This window comes from Flavivirga rizhaonensis (genome assembly GCF_004791695.1).
Lineage (GTDB): Bacteria > Bacteroidota > Bacteroidia > Flavobacteriales > Flavobacteriaceae > Flavivirga > Flavivirga rizhaonensis.
Genome location: NZ_SRSO01000031.1, coordinates 34,374 through 56,385 on the forward strand (window position 1 = coordinate 34,374; position 22,012 = coordinate 56,385).

Below are 22,012 nucleotides of genomic sequence, written 5' to 3' on the forward strand. Positions count from 1 at the left end.
TATATAATTGAATTACTTCTTATTATTTATTGTTTCACTTTTATAAGCACTTCGACTGCGCTCAGTGTGACATTTAATTATTTAGTAATGGCACTTACCGCATTCCAGTCCACCCATTTGAGCAGCTGTTAACTTATCTACACCATATTTCTTAGATAACTCTTCGTGTATTTTAGTGTAGTAGGCATTGTCTTCTACATTAACATTGGTTGTTCTGTGACACTCGATACACCAACCCATTGTTAATGGGGCATGTTGATACATTACTTCCATTTCCTCAACAGGACCATGACATGTTTGGCATTCAACGCCTGCAACAGAAACGTGTTGTGAGTGGTTAAAATATACGAAATCCGGTAAATTATGAATCCGCACCCATTTTACTGGCTGAGAGTCACCTGTATACTTTTGCTCGGCATCATCCCATCCTACAGCTGCATATAATTTTTGAATTTCAGCATTATAATCAACACCTATTGCTTTTCCTTCTGCTAAAGTTTCTGGAGCAACTTCATAAATAGATTTATGACAGTTCATACATACATTTAATGAAGGAATCCCTGAGGTTTTACTTACTCTTGCAGAAGAGTGACAGTATTTACAATCGATACCATTATCGCCTGCATGAATTCTGTGTGAGTAATGTATTGGCTGTACTGGTTCGTAGCCTTGATCTATACCTATTTGCATGAAATATCCAAAAGCAAAATATGCACTAGCTAATAAAAAGAATATAGCTGTTACTAACATCAAGAATTGATTCTTAACAAAAGCTTTCCATAATGGCGTTCTTTGTGTAGCTTCAGTCAACTCAATATTTTGAGCTAAAGCAAAACGACGTAGTGTCTTATTTACCACATATAAACCAACAGCTAGCAATATAAATAGAATTGCTAAAGCGCCTAAAATAAGTTCGTTAGAAATACCTCCTTCACTAGACTTAGCAGTGGTAGATTCAGTACTAGCCACAGCAGCAACAGGAGCTGCTTTTTCCTCAGCAGTATATGCAAGAATATTATTTAAATCATCGTCAGACAATTGTGGAAACGCCGTCATAGCTGCACCCGCATACTCATTATAAACCTTGTTTGCATAGGCATCGCCAGACTTTATAACACCTGCACTATTACGTATCCAAGCATAGATCCAATCCCTGTCTAAACCTTGATCGTCAGACAAACGTTGTTCCACATGACGTAGTGCAGGACCAGTCATTTTCTTATCTAATTGATGACAGGCAGCACAATTGGCATTGAATAAAGCTTTTCCTTTTGCTGGATCTCCTTCTTGGGCCGAAAGAGAGGTTGTAAACGCTAATAAAATAATTAAGCCTAAATGAAGGATGTTTTTCCCTAATTTACGGTGAATCACCTTTTCCATATTGTTAGTTAAATTAACTTCTAAACTTTAATATGATTTTTTTCATATTTTAATAAAAAAACCACACAGTTGTAAAATCTCAGGCAAAAGTAATACTTAAAGTCGATTTTAGAAATGTTACAGAACTGTTAGTTGCTAATTTAGAGACATTCTAAATAATAAAAAGAGCCACAATTAAGTTTATAACGTATACATTTGTATAAATATATTTTTGACATGAAACTATTGAATATTAAAATCAGCTTTTTGAGTATTATTTGTTTTATAATTTCTTCAGCTCATTCGTCTGCACAAGAAGGTAAAGTTATTATAAACCAAGATAAAAATATCGCTGCATTACTGGATTTTAAAAAACGAACCAATAAAAATGTAGATAATCCTACTAGATATAAAATACAAATCTATTCTGGGAATCGTTCAGGATCTCAAAATGCTCAAAAAGAATTCCGTAATTCATTTACGGTATGGAATCCCACTATTAAATATGAGTCTCCGAATTTTAAAACTTGGGTAGGTAATTTCAGAACACGTCTAGAAGCCGATAGAGCTTTAAAAAAAGTGAAGACTAAATTTCCAAATGCTTTTATATTTAAGCCTAAAAAAAAGAAAGGCTAATAGCTCCTTGATGGGAAAATACCTTGTAATGCAATTATAAAACGAACTCCTAAATAAGGATCTCGAGTATAGAGTTTGGAATTACTGCTTTTAACTGTATAGGTCTCATAAGATTTTCCTTTGGCGTTTTCAAAAACAGTCATTTTACGTAGTTCTTTTGATTCTGAACCTCCTTTATCACCTAATCTTATATTGTTTAAGTTGTTACCTTGTCCTGCATGAATCGGAGCTCTCCCTCTAAGATCAGGTAAATTAAATGTGCTTCTGCCATCTCCTCCATAATTTGTTCCCAGCAAAGAAAATAATGCATTATACTGACTTATTTGTAATGTTTGACCATCGCAGAACGCCCATCCTCTTGGTGCAAAATCACCAGCAAACATTCTAATTTCTCCTAAAATAGGTTCTTGAGCATGTAATGTACCATTAATAGATAATACAAAAAATAACACTAAAATTGAGAGCTTGGTTTTCATAATTGGTTTTGAGTTAAAGTTTAGGCAACAATGTATTAAAATTAATTCCAATAAAAAAGCGACTCATTTCTGAATCGCTTTAATCACTTATCTATTTAACGTGAGCTTCTATATTGAAACTTAACAATCAGTTGTTTAATTGTTTTAATAAAGAAACTATGTCATTCCGAATGCTACGGAGAGTAAAATATATTTTACTTGAACGTATATAGCGTAGCTATTGAGGAGGAATCCCATCATTATGAGATTTCTCGAAAGTTTATCTTGAGTACTTCGACTACGCTCAGCATAAACTAAAGTCGAAAGGCTCATGCTTCGCTTTGTCGAAATGACAAACACTTGAAAATCATTGTTTTAATATTATTTTTTATAAAAAATTAAATCGAACTGACGTTATTTATATTTTTTATTTCAATTTTTTCTTAACTTCAACTTCATGGAAGGCTTCGATAATATCTCCTTCTTTAATGTCATTGTAGTTTTTAACTTGTATACCACAATCGTAACCTTTTGTTACTTCCTTGGCATCATCTTTAAATCGTTTTAATGACGCTAATTCACCTGTATAAACGACAACACCATCTCTAATTAAACGGATACTTGACGATCTAAGTATTTTACCATTAGTTACCATACAACCAGCGATAGTCCCAACTTTAGAGACTTTAAATATTTCTCTAATTTCGGATGTACCAGTAATCTCTTCTTTAAGCTCTGGAGATAGCATCCCTTCCATGGCATCTTTAAGATCATTAATAGCATCGTAAATAATAGAATATGTTCTGATGTCTATTTCTTCTTTATCGGCTATTGTTCTTGCGTTTCCAACTGGACGCACATTAAATCCAACAATAATAGCGTCAGATGCAGATGCTAATAACACATCACTTTCAGTAATCGCTCCAACACCTTTATGTAAAATATTAACTTGAATCTCTTCAGTAGATAATTTCTGGAATGAGTCTGTTAATGCTTCAACAGAACCATCCACATCACCTTTAAGGATAATATTTAATTCCTGGAAATCACCTAATGCTATACGACGACCAATTTCATCTAGTGTAATATGACGCTGTGTTCTAACTGATTGCTCACGTTGTAATTGTGCTCTTTTTGACGCAATTTGTTTTGCTTCACGTTCGTCTGCAAATACATTAAATTTATCGCCTGCTTGTGGTGCACCGTCTAGACCAAGTATAGAAACTGGTGTAGAAGGTCCAGCTGCTTCAACATCATTCCCACGTTCATCATGCATTGCTTTTACCTTACCACTATGCTGACCAGCTAGTACATAATCTCCAACTCTTAAAGTTCCTGCTTGTACCAAAATAGTAGATACATAACCTCTACCTTTATCTAAGAAGGCTTCCACTACTGTACCTACTGCTGGTTTATTTGGATTTGCTTTCAGTTCTAATAATTCAGCTTCAAGTAATACTTTTTCTAATAATTCTTTAACACCTGTACCTACTTTGGCTGAAATATCGTGCGATTGAATTTTACCACCCCAATCTTCAACTAAAAGGTTCATTTGTGCTAATCCTTCTTTAATCTTATCTGGATTTGCATCTGGTTTATCAATTTTATTAATTGCAAAAACAATAGGCACCCCTGCTGCTTGAGCATGAGATATAGCTTCTTTTGTTTGTGGCATAATATCATCATCGGCAGCAGCTACAATAATAGCGATGTCAGTTACTTGAGCACCACGAGCACGCATTGCTGTAAAGGCCTCGTGACCAGGTGTATCTAGAAATGCAATTTCTTGTCCATTTTCTAATTCAACGCCATAAGCTCCGATATGCTGTGTGATTCCTCCAGATTCTCCTGCTATTACATTTTCTTCACGGATATAATCCAGAAGTGATGTTTTACCATGATCTACGTGTCCCATAACTGTTACAATTGGTGCACGTGGCTCTAAATCTTCTTGCTTATCTTCAACTTCTTCTATAGATTCTTCTATATCTGCCGTTATAAATTCTACTTTATAACCAAATTCTTCTGCTACGATAGAAAGTGTTTCTGCGTCTAAACGCTGATTCATAGTTACCATCATACCAAGAGACATACACGCAGAAATAATTTCAGTAACACCAACATTCATCATGGTAGCTACTTCACTTGCAGTAACAAATTCTGTAACTTTAAGAATCTTACTTTCTGCTGCTTCTATTTGTTGATCAATTTCAGTTTGTTCTCTGTGTTGATCTCTTTTATCTCTTCTGTATTTTGCTCCTTTACCTTTTGAAGATTTTCCTTGAAGTTTTTCAAGTGTTTCACGCACTTGCTTTTTTACATCTTCTTCACTAGGCTCTTCCTTAACAATATTGCGACGTCCTTGACCTTGTTTGCCTTTAAATCTGTCGTTACCTCCAGATCGTCCGCCTCCTTGTCTATTATTACCTTGACCATTTCCAGATTGTGGGCCACCAACTTTGCTAATACGTCTACGTTTCTTCTTATTAGCAGCTCCTGCATCTCCTGCTTTGGCTTCTGGCTTCTTTTCTTCTTTCTTTTTCTTTGGCTTATTAAATTGAGATAAATCAATTTTATCTCCTGCTATTTTTGGACCTGTAAGTTTCTTATACTGTGTTGTAACCTTTTCATCTGGAAGGACTTCCCCATCTTCGTTTATAACACGCTTCTTTGGTTTCTCTTCCTGTTTTTCTTCAACTTTCTTCTTCTCTACAACAGGTTTTTTAGCCGGTTTAGATTTTACTTCTTCCTTAACAGGCTCTGAAATTTCTTTTTTTACGGCTTCTTTTTTAACAGACTCTACTTTTGCTTCTTTTTCAGCAGGTTTAGCAACCTCTTCTATTTTTTCGGCTTTCTTAGAAACAGTTTCGACTTTCTTTTTCTTCGCTTCTAAATCGATTTTTCCAACTTGCTTTGGCCCAGAAAGTGCCGCAGCTGCTTTAACTATTTCTTCTTTTCTGGCTGTCGCTTTTTGTTTCTCTTCAAGTTCACGCTCGCGTTGCTCTCGCAGCACTTCTTTCTCTTTTATTTTAGCTTCACCAACTTCTTTAGATGCTACTTTTTTATTTGCATCTGTTTGAAATTCATTAGAAAGAACCGTATATGTTTCTTCTGAAATTTTTGTAGTAGGTCGTTTCTCTATTTCAATACCTTTAGAATCTAAAAATTCTACGGCACGATCTAGAGAGATATTAAGCTCGCGTAATACTTTATTTAATCTAATTGTTTCAGCCATAAATCGCCTTTAAAATACTCAAATATATATTTATATCAATTATTAATCGATATTATTCTTCGAATTCTTCTTTTAAAATTCTAATAACTTCATTAATTGTTTCTTCTTCTAAGTCTGTTCTTTTTACTAAATCGTTTACTTCTTGCTCTAAAATACTTTTAGCAGTATCCAATCCAGCTTTACTAAACTCTTCAATAATCCATCCTTCTATTTCATCAGAGAATTCTCTTAATTCTACATCTTCTTCTGCACCTTCTCTAAATACATCAATCTCATAACCAGTTAATTGACCGGCTAAACGGATATTATGTCCGCCTCTACCAATCGCTTTACTTACTTCTTCTGGTTTTAAAATAACTTCTGCTCTTTTTGTTTCTTCATTTAATTTTATTGAAGTCACTCTTGCAGGACTTAATGCTCTTGTTATGTATAATTGTAAATTATTTGTATAATTAATTACATCTATATTTTCATTACCTAATTCACGAACAATTCCATGAATTCTTGAACCTTTCATACCAACACAAGCTCCAACAGGATCTATTCTATCATCATAAGAGTCTACCGCTACTTTTGCTTTTTCTCCTGGAATTCTTACCACGTTTTTAATCGTAATTAAACCATCAAAAACCTCAGGAATTTCTTGTTCAAATAACTTCTCTAAAAACGCAGGAGAACTTCTAGACATGATGATAGTTGGTTTAGCGCCTTTAAGCTCAACGGAATCTATCACACCTCTTACATTATCTCCTTTTCTAAAGAAATCTGAAGGTATTTGTCTGTCTTTTGGCAATACAATTTCGTTGCCTTCATCATCCAACAGAATAACTGCTCTGTGACGAATATGGTGTACTTCTGCTGTATAAATCTCCCCTATTAAATCTTTAAATTGCTTATAGATTATGGTATTATCGTGCTCATGAATTTTAGAAATTAAGTTTTGACGTAATGCTAAAATAGCTCTTCTACCTAAATCAATCAGCTTTACTTCTTCAGACACATCTTCTCCTACTTCAAAATCTGGCTCAATTTTTCGAGCTTCAGACAAAGAAATTTCCTGATTTGGTTCTTCAACTTCTCCATCTCCTACTACGACTCTATTTCTCCAAATTTCTAAATCTCCTTTATCTGGGTTTACAATAATATCAAAATTATCATCATCGCCATACTTCTTTTTTAAGGCGCTCCTAAATACATCTTCTAATATTGCCATTAACGTGACTCTGTCAATTAGCTTATCGTCTTTGAATTCTGAAAAAGATTCAATTAACGCGATATTTTCCATAACTCTTTTTGAATTAAAATTTAATCATAACTTTTGCTTCTACAATATTTTCGTAAGCGATATCCGCTTGTTTTTTTACAGTTACTTTACCTTTACCTACTGGTTTTGGCTCTCTAACTTTCCATTCTAATTTTATATTACTATCTGTTACCTCTGTAAGTGTGCCTTCCATTGTATCAGAAGCAGTTTTTACATCAAGTACTCTATTTAAATTCTTTTTATACTGTCTTTTGTGAACTAAAGGCGATGTCGCTCCTGCAGACATGACTTCTAAAGAAAAATCCTGTTCTTCTCTATCAAGATTATGCTCAATGGCTCTACTAATAAACATACAGTCTTCAACTAAAACGCCTTTATCTCCGTCTATTGTTACCTTAATTTGATTATCTCCTTGAACAGAAAAATCTATAAGAAATAAATCTGGTCTTTCAATTAACGCCGCTTCTAATAATTCTGTAACAGTATTTTTAAACATTTTTTAGTATAAAAAGAGGGGACTTTCCGTCCCCTCATTTCTTAAATTTCGCCTTTCAACGGTGCAAATATATAATATTTTATTGATTTCTAAAGGAATATTTCATAAATTTAGATACATCATACTTGTTATTTTATGAAAAAAATACTAGTTCCCACAGACTTTTCAATTCAAGCAGAAAATGCTTTAAAAGTAGCAGCCCAATTAGCTAGAAAATATAATTGCGAAATTTATTTATTACACATGCTTGAAATACCATTACATGAGGTTGATGCTTTAAGCTCTTATAATAGCTTACCTGAGGCTATTTATTTTATGAAATTAGCACATAAACAGTTTGAAGAATTAAAAACTAAAGATTATCTAAAGGACTTAACCATACATGAAATGGTTGAACTTAAAGAGATTTTTAAAGGCGTTTTTCATAGTTCCAAAAAACATGATATAGATTTGGTTATAATGGGATCTAATGGTGTAAGTGGTTTAAAAGAAATGCTGATTGGGAGCAATACTGAAAAAGTGGTTCGCACCTCTGAAACTCCTGTTTTAGTTATAAAAAATGAGCACAAAACTTTTAAAATTAAAGATTTTGTATTTGCATCAGATTTCAAAGATGAAAGTAAAGCAACTTATGAAAAGGCCATTGCTTTTGCTAACATTTTAAAGGCCAAAATACATTTACTCATGGTAAATACACCTAATAAATTTATCACCTCTGCAAAATCGGAAAGCAGAATGAAAAAATTTGCTGAAGCTTTCGATTTTAAAAATTATACAACTAATATTTATAACGATATTAGTATTGAAAAAGGCATCATGAATTTTTCTCAGTCTATAAAAGCGGATTTAATTGGCATGAGTACTCATGGAAGACAGGGCATTTCTCATTTCTTTAATGGTAGCATTAGTGAAGATTTAATAAACCATGCTAAACGACCTGTGATTACTTTTAAGATATAAATGGTCATCTCTCACAAATACGCTAAGGCGCAAAGCCACCAAGTCTATATCCTTGCTGTTTTACAAGAATAAAAACCCTAACCCTGAAAAAGGTTAGGATTTTTAATGCTGGTAAAAGTGAATTTACAGTTTTACAAAACGTTTTATGCCGTGTGCTTTTGTTTTTATAATATAAATACCCGAAGTTAGTTGAGACACATTTAAAGAAGTTTCTTTTTCAAACCTTTTTATCTCTTGTCCACTTACATTATAAATAATTCCAGATAATGTTTTATTAAACTTCAAATCGACATCAATTACAGGATTAGGATACATTTTAAAGTCGTTTTTTGCTACGGCTTCGCTAATGCTTAGCACTTGATCATCTATTTGAATAACCCCTAAAGTCCCACTGACTTCATAACCTACTAAAAGTAGATTTTTGGAATTCGGGCTATCTGCTGCAGGAACAAATTTTATAATTTCTGGCGCCACATCACCAGATGTTCTATTTCCCTTATAGTACGTAATGAACTCTACATCATTAGGATCTGTAATATCATACATTAATATTGCGCTTTGTCTTTCTAAGCCAACAAAAGCATACATTTTACCTTCAATAGTCCCAATAGCAACCGCTTCTGGTTCTCCTCCTTTATCGTCAGATCTATCATCAACATCTCCTTCATCTTCATTAAATAAAGCAGATTCTTCTGAAGCTATTTTTTGCCCAAATTGGTCTGCACTATCAAACACCAAGTTTCCATATTCATCAAAAATTGAAAATGATCTTGCTCCATAAGAATAGATTTGTTCAATAGTACCATCGTTATTATAATCGCCTGTTGCCGTTGTTGTTTTCAACCTTCCTAAATCTGTATCTGTTTGAAGCGTTGTGGCATTTGGGTAGTATGATGCATTTAATGTTAAATCTTTTACACGCTCTTCTTCCGAATACCCATCATAATCCCTGGCATCTCCTTCATTTGCGGTTACTATATAATTTACTCCACCTACTTTGTATGATGCCATTCCATCTGGCATAAACATACCTAAAGTAGGATGTTGTGTTATATTAATAGTACTATCTTTATTAGAGGCGTCAAAACCATAATCGTTTGCAAAAGAAATAATACCTAGCACGCTATTATCTGTAATACCTGCTCCTGCCAATCCAAAATCATTATCATTTATAATGGCTATTTCATTGTTTGGCAACAAGGCTATTCCTTCTGCTTTATCAGATCCTTGATAACCAATAGATGGCAAATTGAACATTTTTGTTTTATGGACTGCTTGAATATTTTGAGCTGCTATTTCATCTGCTGTTAACTCTTCCAATTCTTTAGCTCCCGTTAAAACAGTATTTAAAATGTTAGTAGCGAAATTGATATCTATTTCAAATACATATTTTTTTCCTGTGGATATCGTTGGTCCTTCCGAATCTCTTTCTATAACTAAAAATTTTCCGTTTCCTGTGTAAACAGCATCACCAATTTTATCTACTCTAGAAGAAGCATAGCCAGCATCTTTATTTCTTTCCAATAAATACACATATTCTTCAACCGAAGTACCTGTAGCACAACTAATTCCTAAAATCCTGATAACATCAGAATTGTTTTTAGTAGCACTAGAAGGGTTATATAATGGTGATTGAATAAATGCATATATAATATGATTCACCTCATCATAGGCAATGGCTTCAAAACCTCTGTTTGCTCTTCTTTTGGAATATACTGCAGGCAGTGTTTCTACTCCATAGGTTCCTTCTGGTTGTGGTGTTGTTCCTAATAATGATGTTCCAGATGGCACATAACGTTCTATTAGTTTTCCCATAGAATTAAACTGATATATCGCTGGTCTGTACTCATCACACATCCAAAAGTTACCATTTTTATCTATTAAAACACCTTCAAAATCTCCGCCATATTCATCGTAAGACAACTCATGGTATTCTTCTGAAGCACCGTCAACATAATCAGCATTTGTGTAAGCCGTAGATGCATCTGTATACGTCACAGGAACCTCATCAAATCCCGGTATATTCCCTCTTCCGGTAATAGGTGTTGTTCCATCTTTTCTTGTCAGTAAGATTTGATCATCTAAAGTAATCGTTCCTGTTGTTTTATTTAAAGTGAATTTCGCAATTCTACCTTGATAATCTGGTAATTTAAACGGTCTTAAATTTTGAGAAGCAGCAGGGGTTACATCTGCTTTTTTAACGGCGCCATCATTTGGACCTCTATCTGGGACTGCATAAAAAACATGATCTGTAGCAGTAGAATTTGCTTCATCATAAAACAAACCTGAAAAACCTCCTAAAAAAACAGGTGCCTGACCTCCATCATAAACAGGGGTTCCTAATACTGGCCAACTAGCTACTAAATCATTAACAATATAACTTGTAACTGTTGGAGTTCCTAATAGATGATTTTTATAACCCAGAGGTAAAATATCTAAAACGGTATTATTGGTTAAATCTAAAACAACTAATGCATTGTTTTCCTGACAATTTACATAAGCTTTTGTACCATCTTCTATAACCGTTATAAATTCTGGCTCTAAATCTTGAGACACGCTTGCAGCTCCGTTGTTTCCAAAAATACGAATGCCTTTATTTTGAAGTGATACTTTTTTATCGTTATAGCTATTAAAATTAATTGAAGTTGTTGTGGCAGACATAACACCACCGCTTAAATCTATTACAGTAATAGTTCCTTCTGGGTCATTAGTATAATCATCTGATGGTTCTCCTTCATTAGCCACTAAAAGCTTAGTACCATCTGGTGTAAATGTTATCATATCTGGTAATGCTCCAACAGAAATGTCATCTACATAAATACCGTCTAAATCAAAAAACACTATTTTCCCAGGGTCTTGTTTAGGACTAGCTTCTACAGCTATAGCAACCACATCTCCACTTATTGCAATTGAATTAGGTCCAGCTCCATAAGTTGATAAATCTACATTTTTAACTAATGTGGGAGTGCTAGGATCACTAATATCTACTATTGTAAAACTATTATTTGATGAATTAGTAAGAAAGGCTTGTTGGTTAATTGCATCATGGGCAACAGTCTCTGCAGAATCTGACATGGTTGTATCGTAACCAGATAAATACTGTAGGTCTTGACCTTGTACTGTTGTAAAAGATAGCGCTAGAAAACTAGCGATGAGAGTAATTTTTTTCATTTTATTTATAAAGATTAATTAATCCTGTAAATAAAAGGATTACAAGCCTTTTAAATATTACCTCATAATTATCTTGATGTAAACTATTAGCTTGTAATTTTAATTTAATGCAATCTTAACTTTATCAATATTAAGTGAATATTAAAGAGATTAAATTATTGAGGATATATTTATATATAAACTTGAAATGGTTTCTTTTCGAAAAGTGCCTAAGTCTCCTAGCTCTAGTATTTACTAGTGTTGTACCGAATTAAAAACACAAAAGTCATTCTATTTCTAAAACAATTCCTTATATTATTTTTTCTTACTTTTATCGCCACTAGTAAATACTAGCGGTAGCCATACTAGGGAACAGCGGGGGTTAAATTATTGAGGATATATTTATATATAAACTTGAAATGGTTTCTTTTCGAAAAGTACCCAAGTCTCACTATTAATAATACCTGCTAAGATTTACTTCGATAAAGTAGAACACGAACTTCTCTATAAAGGCTTCATGCTTCAAACAAAAAAACCCAACCAAATTAATGATCAGGGTTTTACAATTAATGTTACCCCACTAAGGCTTACTTCGATTGCGCTCAGGACAGGCTTCTCGCCCAAACACTTTATTCTTAAAACAAAAAGCCCTAACCTTTTTCAAGATCAGGACTTCAATTTATGTTGGCCTACTAGGGCTCGAACCTAGACTCTTTGGTACCAAAAACCAACGTGTTGCCAGTTACACCATAGGCCAATATGCTATTGAGGGTGCAAATTTAATACAAAGTTTTATTTGTACAAGTATTTTTTGAAAATAATTTCGAATACTTTACGTTTCTTTAAAAAACACTTAAAATACTATCTATTCGCTAATTATTATTTTATTGTCTAAATGTGTTTCTTGTGTTCTTTTTATATGTTAAGACTAACTAAATAGTTATGCCTCATTTCATATTTATTATTAAATTCGCCAAACCAAACAAACATCTATATATATGGCACATTTTAACTTTAAAAAATGGAATACTGTTTTAGGCTGGTTCTCTTTTTTAATTGCTCTCGTTACTTACACACTAACAGTCGAGCCTACCGTAAGTTTCTGGGATGCTGGTGAATATATTTTAACATCATCTAAATTACAAGTTGGACACCCTCCAGGAGCTCCTTTATTTCAAATGTTTGGAGCCTTTTTCTCAATTTTTGCTTTAGAGCCTTCGCAAATTGGTTGGGTGATGAATATGATGAGTGCTGTATCTAGTGCATTTACTATTCTTTTCATGTTTTGGACCATCACTTTATTGCTAAAAAAGCTTGTTGGTAATAATGAAGATCTTAATAAAAGCCAATCTATGGCCATTCTTGGAAGTGGTTTAGTTGGTAGTTTAGCTTTTACATTTACCGATTCTTTTTGGTTTAATGCAGTTGAAACCGAAGTATATGCCATGGCGACCTTAATTATGGCTATCTTATTTTGGCTAGGTTTACGTTGGGAGCAGGACATGAACAAACCTCGCGGTAACCGTTGGCTTATTTTAATTGCTTTTGTTATTGGATTATCTTTTGGAGTTCACTTTATGGGACTCTTAACTATTCCTACTATTGGTCTTGTTTATTATTTTAAGAATTATAAAACCATCACGGTTCAAAACTTTATCATTGCCAATGTTGTTTCGGTAGCAGTTTTATTATTCATTTTTAAACTTTTAGCACCAAATATTCTTAAGGTTTTTAGTGTATTCGAAATCTTTTTTGTGAATACCATCGGATTACCTTTTAATTCCGGATCTATAATTGCAGGTCTATTATTAGTAGCTATTATATTCTATGCATTACGTTATACCAGACAAAAAAGCTTTGTTCATCTAAACACAGGAGTCCTTTGTTTAACCTTTGTAATTATTGGATTTTCCACATGGCTAATGCTTCCTATTCGCGCCAATGCCAATGTGGTTATTAATGAAAATAATCCATCTAGTGCTAGAGAATTACTGGCTTATTATAATTTAGAGCAATATCCTGAAACACACTTGTTTTATGGTCCCCAGTTTACAGATCAGTATGCTTACCTTGATGAGAATAACCCGTATGTAGATGACAAACCTAAATACGAAAAAGACGAAGCAAAAGGAGAATATGTTGTAGTAAACGATTATAAAGACGCAAAGCAAAATTACAACTCAAAACATGCTTCCATTTTGCCTCGCATGTGGAGTGCTGAACATGCCGAAAATTATATGATGTTTTCTGGGTTTTTAAACTTTAAGCTAAAGCCCGATTATCAAATGGAAAACCAATTGCGGAAGACTGTTTCAGATTTTAAGAATAATGTTGCCCAAGGCAATGTAGATTATGAGGATTACAACAATTTCTTAAAACGATTTAAAGATTATATAGACATTGAAAAACCTTCACTTGGAAGCAACATCGCATACATGCTTGAATACCAACTAGGATATATGTATTGGCGTTATTTTATGTGGAATTTTTCTGGAAGGCAAGACGATATTCAAGGACGTTATGATAATCATGGAAATTGGATTACTGGTATAAAACCTATAGATGAAATGCTATTAGGTTTTTCGCAAGATAATTTACCTAGTGATGTTAAAAATAATAAAGCACGTAACACATATTACATGCTACCTTTTATTTTAGGTATTCTAGGTTTCTTCTTTTTATTCAACAGAGATAAAAAGCTATTCTGGACCATGCTTGTTTTTTTCCTTTTTACAGGACTGGCTATTCAGGTATATACCAATGTCCGTCCCTTTGAACCTCGTGAACGTGACTATTCGGTTGTAGGTTCATTTTATGTATTTGCAATTTGGATTGGCTTTGGGGTATATGCTATTTTTGATGTACTAAAGAAGTATTTACCAAAACAATTAGCAGCACCAATAATCACAGTAGTTTGCTTAATATTAGTTCCTGGTATTTTAGCTGCCAATAATTGGGATGATCATGATCGATCTGGTAAATATACTGCCCAAGCTATGGCAAGAAAGTATTTAGATTCTTGCGCGGAAAACGCTATTTTATTTACTATTGGTGATAATGATACGTTTGCGCTTTGGTATGCTCAAGAAATTGAAGGCTATAGAACCGACGTGCGCGTTGTTAATACCAGTTTATTTCAAACATATTGGTATATAGATCAAATGAAGCGTAAAGCATATGAAAGTGACCCTATACCATCTCAACTAACACATGACTTATATAAATATGGCACTAATGATTATATAGTGATACAACCTGTTGTAAAAGATACTTTAGAAGTAAAACAATTTTTAGATTTTGTAGCAAGTAATAACCCAAAAACAAAATACAAATATGTTTTACAACAGAAGGGTGTTGACCTCTCTCAAGTTAGAAGTCAAGACTTAAATGCTACATACCTCCCTACTGAGTTCTTAAGAATTCCTGTAAATAAACAGAATGCTTTAAATTCAGGTATTGTAAAGCCCGAAGATGCAGGTGAAATAGTTCCTTACATTGATATAAATATTAAAGGAGGTGCTCTTTATAAAAACAGATTACTTATGCTCGATATTGTTGCCAACAACGAATGGAAGCGCCCTATATATTTTACTGGAGGCAGCTTTGGTGATGATGACTATATCTGGATGAAAGATTATCTACAGCTTGATGGTATGTGCTATAAACTAGTTCCTATTAAAACATCTGTAGACAGAGCAAATCCTTTTGATATGGGACGCGTAGATTCTGATCTTATGTATGAAAAGGTTAAAAAATGGAATTGGGGTAATAGTGGTAGTCCAGATATTTATCATGATGTTGAAACTCGTAAGAATTCTATAACCTATAGAGGTAATTTAGCAAGATTAATTGAAACATTAATTAATGAAGAAAAACTGGACAAAGCAGAGGAAATAGCAGATATAGCTATGAACAACATGCCTGTTGAATATTTTGGATATTATACACTTTTAGAGCCTTACATTAGTGCATACTACGAAGTTGGTAATAAAGAAAAGGCACAGCGTTTATTTAAGAATGTTTCTAAAAAATACCAAGAAAACTTAAGTTATTATAGTAGTCTAAAAACAGATAATCAAGAACGTTTATTTGAGGACATTTATACAGACATTCAACGTTATAAAGGATTGATAGATGTTTTAGTAGAATATGACATAGCCTTTGCTGAAAAAGAGGGTGATATATTTAATAACCATTTAAAAGCATTTAGGCATTTTTATGGTGATGAGCCAGAAGAAGAATTAATACCGAAAGTTGAAAAAGATATTCCGTCAATGGATAGTATCATACCAATTGATAGTACTAATTAATTTGGTATGAGGTATGCCTTAGCACCTGTAAAAATACCAGTAATTGTAAAAAAAATATTCCCAAAGTATATTTGGGACATACCATCAATAGATAAAGTTATTTATCTAACATTTGATGACGGTCCTACACCTGAAATCACAAATTGGGTACTGGAAACTTTAAAGGCATACAACGCCAAAGCAACTTTTTTTTGTATTGGTAACAATATTGAAAAACACCCTGATATCTTTCAGAACATTGTAGATGCAGGTCATAGTATTGGAAACCATACGTACAACCATATTAAAGGCTGGAAAACAAAGAGTAAAGACTATCTAAAAAATATTGAAAAAGCGCAAGAAACTATTAATGATCAAATTCCAAATAACAATTCTAAAATCGTCAATCGTCAATCGTTAATCGTTAACCTATTTCGCCCTCCTCATGGACAAATAACACCTAAACAAGGAAAAAGACTCATTGCTTTGGGTTATAAAATAATTATGTGGGATGTATTATCTTTTGACTGGGATAAAAGTATTAGTAAAGAAACTTGTTTAAACAACGTTACCAATAAGGCAACTCATGGTAGTATTATTGTTTTCCACGATAGTATAAAAGCTTCAAAAAACATGCAATACACTTTACCAAAAGTATTAGAGTTTTTTAGCAAAAAAGGCTACACATTTAAAGCTATTTAATGCTAAGCGTACTGCTGAATAATACTTATAAGTGTATTAGCATCTTGTTCTCCACTTTGACGCCATTTCATCTCACCATCTTTATAAATAATAAGTGTTGGCAAGGTTTTCACCCTTAGGGCTTCAGCAAGTTCTTCATTCTTTTCAACATCAATTTTTATAACTTTAGCTTTATCACCTAGTGCTGCAGCAACATCTCTTAAAACAAGATGCATTGCAGTTGATTGCTCATTCCATTCCGTATAAAAATCTAACAGAACAGGAATTTCCACATCTATAAGTTCCCCAAATTTTGACATACTTTATTGTTTTTTAGCCAAATTGTGCTTATACAAATATAGCATTTCTTAGCAATTATGCACTATTTGAGCTTTTTTTAAGTTCTATAACTGTAATTTCTGGCCATATTCCAACACGTCCTGGAAATGCTAAATATCCAAAGCCTCTATTTACATTAATAAATTGTCCTAATTCCTCATAGATACCTGCCCAGTATTTATAGCGCCATTTTACAGGACTCCACTTAAACCAGCCAGGTATTTCAATTCCAAACTGCATCCCATGCGTATGTCCACTTAATGTTAAATGATAATGATAATCATCCTTAATCACTTTTTTTTCCCAGTGGGACGGATCATGACTCATTAAGATTTTAAAATCATCTTTGTTAATACTAGTTGAAGCCTTTTTTAAATCACCTGCTGTTTTAAATCCTCCTGCTCCCCAATTTTCCACACCAACCAAAGCAATGCGCTCACCATTTTTTTCTAAGTATCTACTTTCATTCAATAGTACATCAAACCCAATTTCTTTCTGGAGGTTTTTTAAATCTTCTAAATTTTGCTTTTTTGCGTCTTCAGACTCCCATTGAACATAATCACCATAATCATGATTTCCTAAAACAGAAAACAACCCATCTTTAGCCTTTAGTTTACCAAAAACATTTTTATAAGGCACTAACTCTTCTGCTTTGTTATTTACCATATCTCCTGTAAACAATATGATATCGCTTTGTTGTTCGTTTATTAAGTCAACTGCATAATTTACCTTATCCATATTATCGAAACTCCCAGAATGAATATCGCTAATTTGAGTTAATTTATAACCATCAAAAGCTTTCGGTAAATCTTCAAAGTGAAGTGTGTATTTTAATACTTTATAATTGTATTTTCCTTTATAAATACCGTAAATAATTGAAGCCAATGGTATAGCCGCAATACCTAGTGCTATCTTGCTTACAAACTGACGTCTGGATGCAAAATAATTCCCTCTAGCTGTATCGCCTTCTGTAAAATACCTAAAAACTGCTTGTGGTACCCTAATGATATCCTCCCCAACCATAAAGACTAATAAAACCATTTTGGGGATTAGCAAGGCTATAAAAAACCCAAAAGCATAAGCATGTCCATGAGAGAACCCATCACTTCTGTTAAAACCGTAATAATGAAAAACAAAATTACCTATTACTAAAACTGTAATAAACCAATATAATATTTGAAGCCAATTATTTTTTGATATCGTTTTAAAGGCTTGAAAGGCATAAATATCTGCAATTCCAAAAATAACAAGGAAAATAATCCAGCGAAGCATATTTCTTTTTTATCAAATATAATAGTATTTCAAGTTAATGATTGCAAAGTGAATTTTATTTAACTAATTGTTAAGATTATATTTTGAATCTTAATTTTACACCAAAATCAAAACCAAATCAAAGTAAAAATCTCAGAAGCTTTATCTAATCTTCTAAAGTTTATAACTAAACCTAGACATTTAATTCACTGTTATAAATCAATAAGTATTCTTTATTTTCGTCAATCTTTTAAGATCTTAATAGCCTTAGTCTGTTTTTTTTCATTTTTAAGTGTTAAAAAATACAATCCGCCAAGGAGTAATTGTGTATCTAATTTATGAATGCCTTGATTATCTGCTAGTCACTTACATTATGCTTAGAAGTTTACTAACATTATTTAAGAGACAGTATAAATCAACAATAAATTTTAAACATATAATCAATCTTCGTAGCTTTGGTATTTAAATAAAACAAACAACATGTCTGATCAAAAACGTCTTTTCTTAGTTGATGCTTACGCACTTATTTTTCGTGGTTACTATGCTTTTATAAAAAACCCCAGAATTAACTCTAAAGGCACAGATACCTCAGCTATTTTAGGTTTTATGAACTCCCTTTTAGATGTTATAAAGCGTGAACGTCCAGATCACTTAGCCGTTTGTTTTGATAAAGGAGGAAGCGCAGACCGTGTTGAGATGTACCAAGAATATAAAGCCAATAGGGACGCAACACCAGAAGCTATAAAAATTGCCATTCCATACATTTACAACATACTAGAGGCCATGCATATCCCAATTATGGTTAAGGAAGGCTATGAAGCTGATGATGTTATTGGAACACTTTCCAAACAAGCCGAAAAAGAAGGCTATAAAACTTTTATGGTAACTCCTGACAAAGATTTTGCGCAATTAGTGTCTGAAAATATTTTTATGTATCGCCCCGTTTTTGGTGGAGGTTATGAAACCTGGGGCATTCCAGAAGTACAAAAGAAATTTGAAGTAACCGATCCTTTACAAGTCATCGATTTTTTAGGAATGATGGGAGATTCCAGTGATAATATTCCTGGACTTCCTGGCGTTGGTGAAAAAACAGCCAAAAAGTTTTTAGTGCAATATGGTAGCATGGAAAATCTTTTAGCCAATACGCATGAATTGAAAGGCAAAATGAAAGAGAAAATTGAAGCGAATGGCGAATTGGGAATCCTATCAAAAAAATTGGCAACTATTATGCTAGATGTTCCTGTTGAATTTAATGCCAAAGATTTTGAGTTAGACCATCCAGATATTCCTAAAGTTCTAGAAATTTTCCAAGAATTGGAGTTCAGAAGATTGATTGACAATTTTACTAAAACATTTACAGTTGAAACGTCTACCTCAGCGAGTATTAAAAACTCTGATGTTTCAGAAAAACAGAAAACAAAAGCAACACCCAAAGAACAAGCCTCTGCAGGTTCTGGACAATTTTCTTTGTTTGGAGGCAATGTTTCTGAGGCATCGAATACAGAAACCGTATCGGAATATGCTAGAAAAACAGCAGAAACAACGCCTCATTTTTATCAAAGTGTAGACTCAGGAATTGCTACGAAACTCTTCATTAAAAATTTAATGAATCAAACTTCAGTGTGTTTCGATACAGAAACCACAGGTTTAAATCCTATTACAGCAGAATTGGTCGGTATTGCCTTTTCGTGGGAAGTCGGTAAAGGCTTTTATTTACCATTCCCTGAAGATAAAACGGAAGCACAAGCACTTATAGAACAGTTACGTCCGTTTTTTGAAAATGAACTCATTCAGAAAATTGGTCAGAACTTAAAATATGACATTAAAGTTCTGGCTAAATATAATGTCGAGGTTAAAGGTAAATTGTTTGACACCATGTTAGCGCATTACCTCATTAATCCAGATATGCGACATAATATGGATGTGTTAGCAGAAACATATTTAAATTACACACCTATTTCTATAGAAACTCTTATCGGAAAAAAAGGAAAAAATCAATTATTAATGCGGGATATTCCTTTAGAAAAACAAACTGAATATGCGGTTGAAGACTCCGATATTACACTTCAATTAAAAGAGCATTTTGAAAAAGAATTAGGTGAAGCAAATACTCAAAAACTCTTCGATGACATTGAAGTACCATTGCTTCGTGTATTGGCAGCAATGGAATTAGAAGGTATCAATTTGGATAAAAAATTCCTTGAGACACTCTCGGAAGAATTAAACAAAGATATTGCTTCATTAGAAACAATAATCTACGAGGCTGCAGGTGAGGAATTCAATATAGCATCACCAAAACAACTAGGTGTCATACTCTTTGAAAAACTAAAACTTGTAGATAAACCTAAGAAAACCAAAACAGGTCAATATGCAACCTCTGAAGACATTCTATCTTATTTAGCAAAAGAACATGATATCATTCAAAATATTTTAGACTATAGGGGCTTAGCGAAATTAAAAAGCACTTATGTTGATGCTTTACCAACCCAGGTTGAGGAATCAACTGGCCGTGTACATACCGATTATATGCAGACAGTTGCGGCAACTGGAAGGCTAAGTAGTAACAATCCGAATCTCCAAAACATCCCTATTCGTACAGAACGTGGTAGACAGGTAAGAAAGGCTTTTATTCCAAGAAACGAAGAATATACACTTTTAGCTGCCGATTATTCCCAAATAGAACTCCGCATTATTGCCGCTTTGAGTGAAGAAGAAACTATGATTTCTGCATTTAAAAATGGGGAAGATATTCACGCATCTACAGCTTCAAAAGTATTTAATGTTCCTTTAGACAAAGTAACTCGCGAACAACGTAGTAATGCTAAGACAGTTAATTTTGGAATTATTTATGGTGTTTCTGCCTTTGGATTAAGCAATCAAACAGATTTATCTAGAAGTGAATCCAAAGAACTTATAGATACGTATTATGCAACTTATCCAAAACTTAGAAACTTTATTAGTGAGCAAGTTGATTTCGCTAGAGATAATGGCTATGTACAAACCGTATTAGGCCGTCGTCGTTACTTAAAAGATATTAACTCTAGAAATGCTGTTGTTCGAGGTGCTGCTGAAAGAAATGCTGTTAACGCCCCTATACAAGGAAGTGCTGCCGATATTATTAAAATTGCCATGATTAATATCTACGACAAGCTCTCTACAGGAGGTTATAAATCTAAAATGCTTTTACAGGTACATGATGAATTGGTTTTTGATGTGTATAAACCTGAATTAGAAACTATTAAAGCATTAGTAAAAACTGAAATGGAAAGTGCTTATACATTAGAAGTGCCTCTTGATGTAGATTTGGGTATTGGTGCTGATTGGTTGGAAGCGCATTAAATTATTTATTTTCAATTATCATTATATTGAAATAAATTTTGTTTCTCGCTTCTTCTCCATAACCAAAAGTTGCTCCAGCTTGAAAACTTTCAGTATTGATATTAAATACCTCTACACCGTCATCCCCAGCTATAATTGGAATTATATATGGTTTTTTTGTGAATTTGGGGAGTCTATCATCAATGTTAGTAGTTAAATCTTTAAATTCGAAAACAGGGTATTTATATGTTCCATACCGTGAAGACTAAACAGCAAAAACAAGTATGACTAAAATTGTATTCATTGATTATTTTTACTAAAAGTAAGAAAATACACTTATTTTAGTGCGCTATTAACTAATTATATTGTTTTAAATTGAAATTGAAAAACACCCCTATAATCCCTTCAGGGGATATTTAGTTCCTAAGTTTAATTTGAGGATTGTCCCCTTGAGGGGCGATTTCCTAGAATATGGCAAAAATTGGTTATATTATGATTATGGAACAACAATCAATACTTTCAATCACGCAACGTTTCGGTACTCAAGAAGCCTGTATAAGCTACCTTGAGTCGATTCGT

Annotated in this window: 13 protein-coding genes and 1 tRNA gene; 5 read left to right on the forward strand and 9 right to left on the reverse strand. The window is 33.3% G+C overall.

Going from position 1 to position 22,012, the window contains the following annotated elements:
* Positions 1-81: 81 nt before the first annotated feature.
* Complete coding sequence (locus EM932_RS17615) at positions 82-1,380, reverse strand: c-type cytochrome (protein ID WP_135878523.1); 1,299 nt, start codon at positions 1,378-1,380, stop codon at positions 82-84.
* Between the two features lie 246 nt (positions 1,381-1,626).
* Between EM932_RS17615 and EM932_RS17620 the strand changes: the two genes are divergently transcribed.
* Complete coding sequence (locus EM932_RS17620) at positions 1,627-1,995, forward strand: SPOR domain-containing protein (protein WP_246041136.1); 369 nt, start codon at positions 1,627-1,629, stop codon at positions 1,993-1,995.
* Here EM932_RS17620 and EM932_RS17625 read toward each other — a convergent pair.
* The 4 genes from EM932_RS17625 to rimP form a co-directional block, all read right to left on the reverse strand.
* A complete protein-coding gene (locus tag EM932_RS17625) occupies positions 1,992-2,378 on the reverse strand; it encodes a phage tail protein (RefSeq protein ID WP_211344318.1) in 387 nt (128 codons plus the stop codon). The two genes, EM932_RS17620 and EM932_RS17625, sit on opposite strands and share 4 nt — an antisense overlap.
* A gap of 499 nt (positions 2,379-2,877) precedes the next feature.
* On the reverse strand, positions 2,878-5,685 hold the full coding sequence (gene infB, locus EM932_RS17630; RefSeq protein ID WP_135878526.1) for a translation initiation factor IF-2: 2,808 nt from the start codon (positions 5,683-5,685) through the stop codon (positions 2,878-2,880).
* Positions 5,686-5,737: 52 nt separating this feature from the next.
* Positions 5,738-6,970: a transcription termination factor NusA gene (gene nusA, locus EM932_RS17635; RefSeq protein WP_135878527.1), complete on the reverse strand. Its 1,233-nt coding sequence runs from the start codon at positions 6,968-6,970 to the stop codon at positions 5,738-5,740.
* Positions 6,971-6,983: 13 nt separating this feature from the next.
* Positions 6,984-7,445 carry a ribosome assembly cofactor RimP gene (rimP, locus tag EM932_RS17640; RefSeq protein ID WP_135878528.1) on the reverse strand — a complete coding sequence of 154 codons (462 nt, stop codon included), beginning with the start codon at positions 7,443-7,445 and terminating at the stop codon, positions 6,984-6,986.
* 135 nt (positions 7,446-7,580) lie between these two features.
* Here rimP and EM932_RS17645 point away from each other — a divergent pair, with 135 nt between their 5' ends.
* Complete coding sequence (locus tag EM932_RS17645) at positions 7,581-8,405, forward strand: universal stress protein (RefSeq protein ID WP_135878529.1); 825 nt, start codon at positions 7,581-7,583, stop codon at positions 8,403-8,405.
* Between the two features lie 123 nt (positions 8,406-8,528).
* Here EM932_RS17645 and EM932_RS17650 read toward each other — a convergent pair whose 3' ends face one another.
* Together EM932_RS17650 and EM932_RS17655 are read right to left on the reverse strand one after the other, a co-directional pair.
* Positions 8,529-11,576: a choice-of-anchor I domain-containing protein gene (locus EM932_RS17650; RefSeq protein ID WP_135878530.1), complete on the reverse strand. Its 3,048-nt coding sequence runs from the start codon at positions 11,574-11,576 to the stop codon at positions 8,529-8,531.
* A 663-nt stretch (positions 11,577-12,239) separates the two neighbouring features.
* A tRNA-Gln gene (locus tag EM932_RS17655) sits at positions 12,240-12,312 on the reverse strand.
* Positions 12,313-12,553: 241 nt separating this feature from the next.
* Here EM932_RS17655 and EM932_RS17660 point away from each other — a divergent pair.
* A complete protein-coding gene (locus EM932_RS17660) occupies positions 12,554-15,865 on the forward strand; it encodes a glycosyltransferase family 117 protein (protein ID WP_135878531.1) in 3,312 nt (1,103 codons plus the stop codon).
* A 6-nt stretch (positions 15,866-15,871) separates the two neighbouring features.
* Positions 15,872-16,546 (forward strand): polysaccharide deacetylase family protein, encoded by a 675-nt coding sequence (locus tag EM932_RS17665; protein ID WP_135878532.1) that lies wholly within the window; start codon positions 15,872-15,874, stop codon positions 16,544-16,546.
* Positions 16,547-16,548: 2 nt separating this feature from the next.
* On the opposite strand, the gene EM932_RS17670 is transcribed toward EM932_RS17665, so the two are convergent.
* Both EM932_RS17670 and EM932_RS17675 read right to left on the reverse strand, forming a co-directional pair.
* Entirely contained in the window at positions 16,549-16,845 is a 297-nt protein-coding gene (locus tag EM932_RS17670) for a thioredoxin family protein (RefSeq protein ID WP_135878533.1), read from the reverse strand.
* Between the two features lie 55 nt (positions 16,846-16,900).
* Positions 16,901-18,136 carry a metallophosphoesterase gene (locus EM932_RS17675; RefSeq protein WP_135878534.1) on the reverse strand — a complete coding sequence of 412 codons (1,236 nt, stop codon included), beginning with the start codon at positions 18,134-18,136 and terminating at the stop codon, positions 16,901-16,903.
* Positions 18,137-18,595: 459 nt separating this feature from the next.
* On the opposite strand from EM932_RS17675, the gene polA reads away from it, so the two are divergent.
* Positions 18,596-21,454, forward strand: a complete 2,859-nt coding sequence (gene polA / locus EM932_RS17680) for a DNA polymerase I (RefSeq protein WP_135878535.1) — start codon at positions 18,596-18,598, stop codon at positions 21,452-21,454.
* Positions 21,455-22,012: the final 558 nt, after the last annotated feature.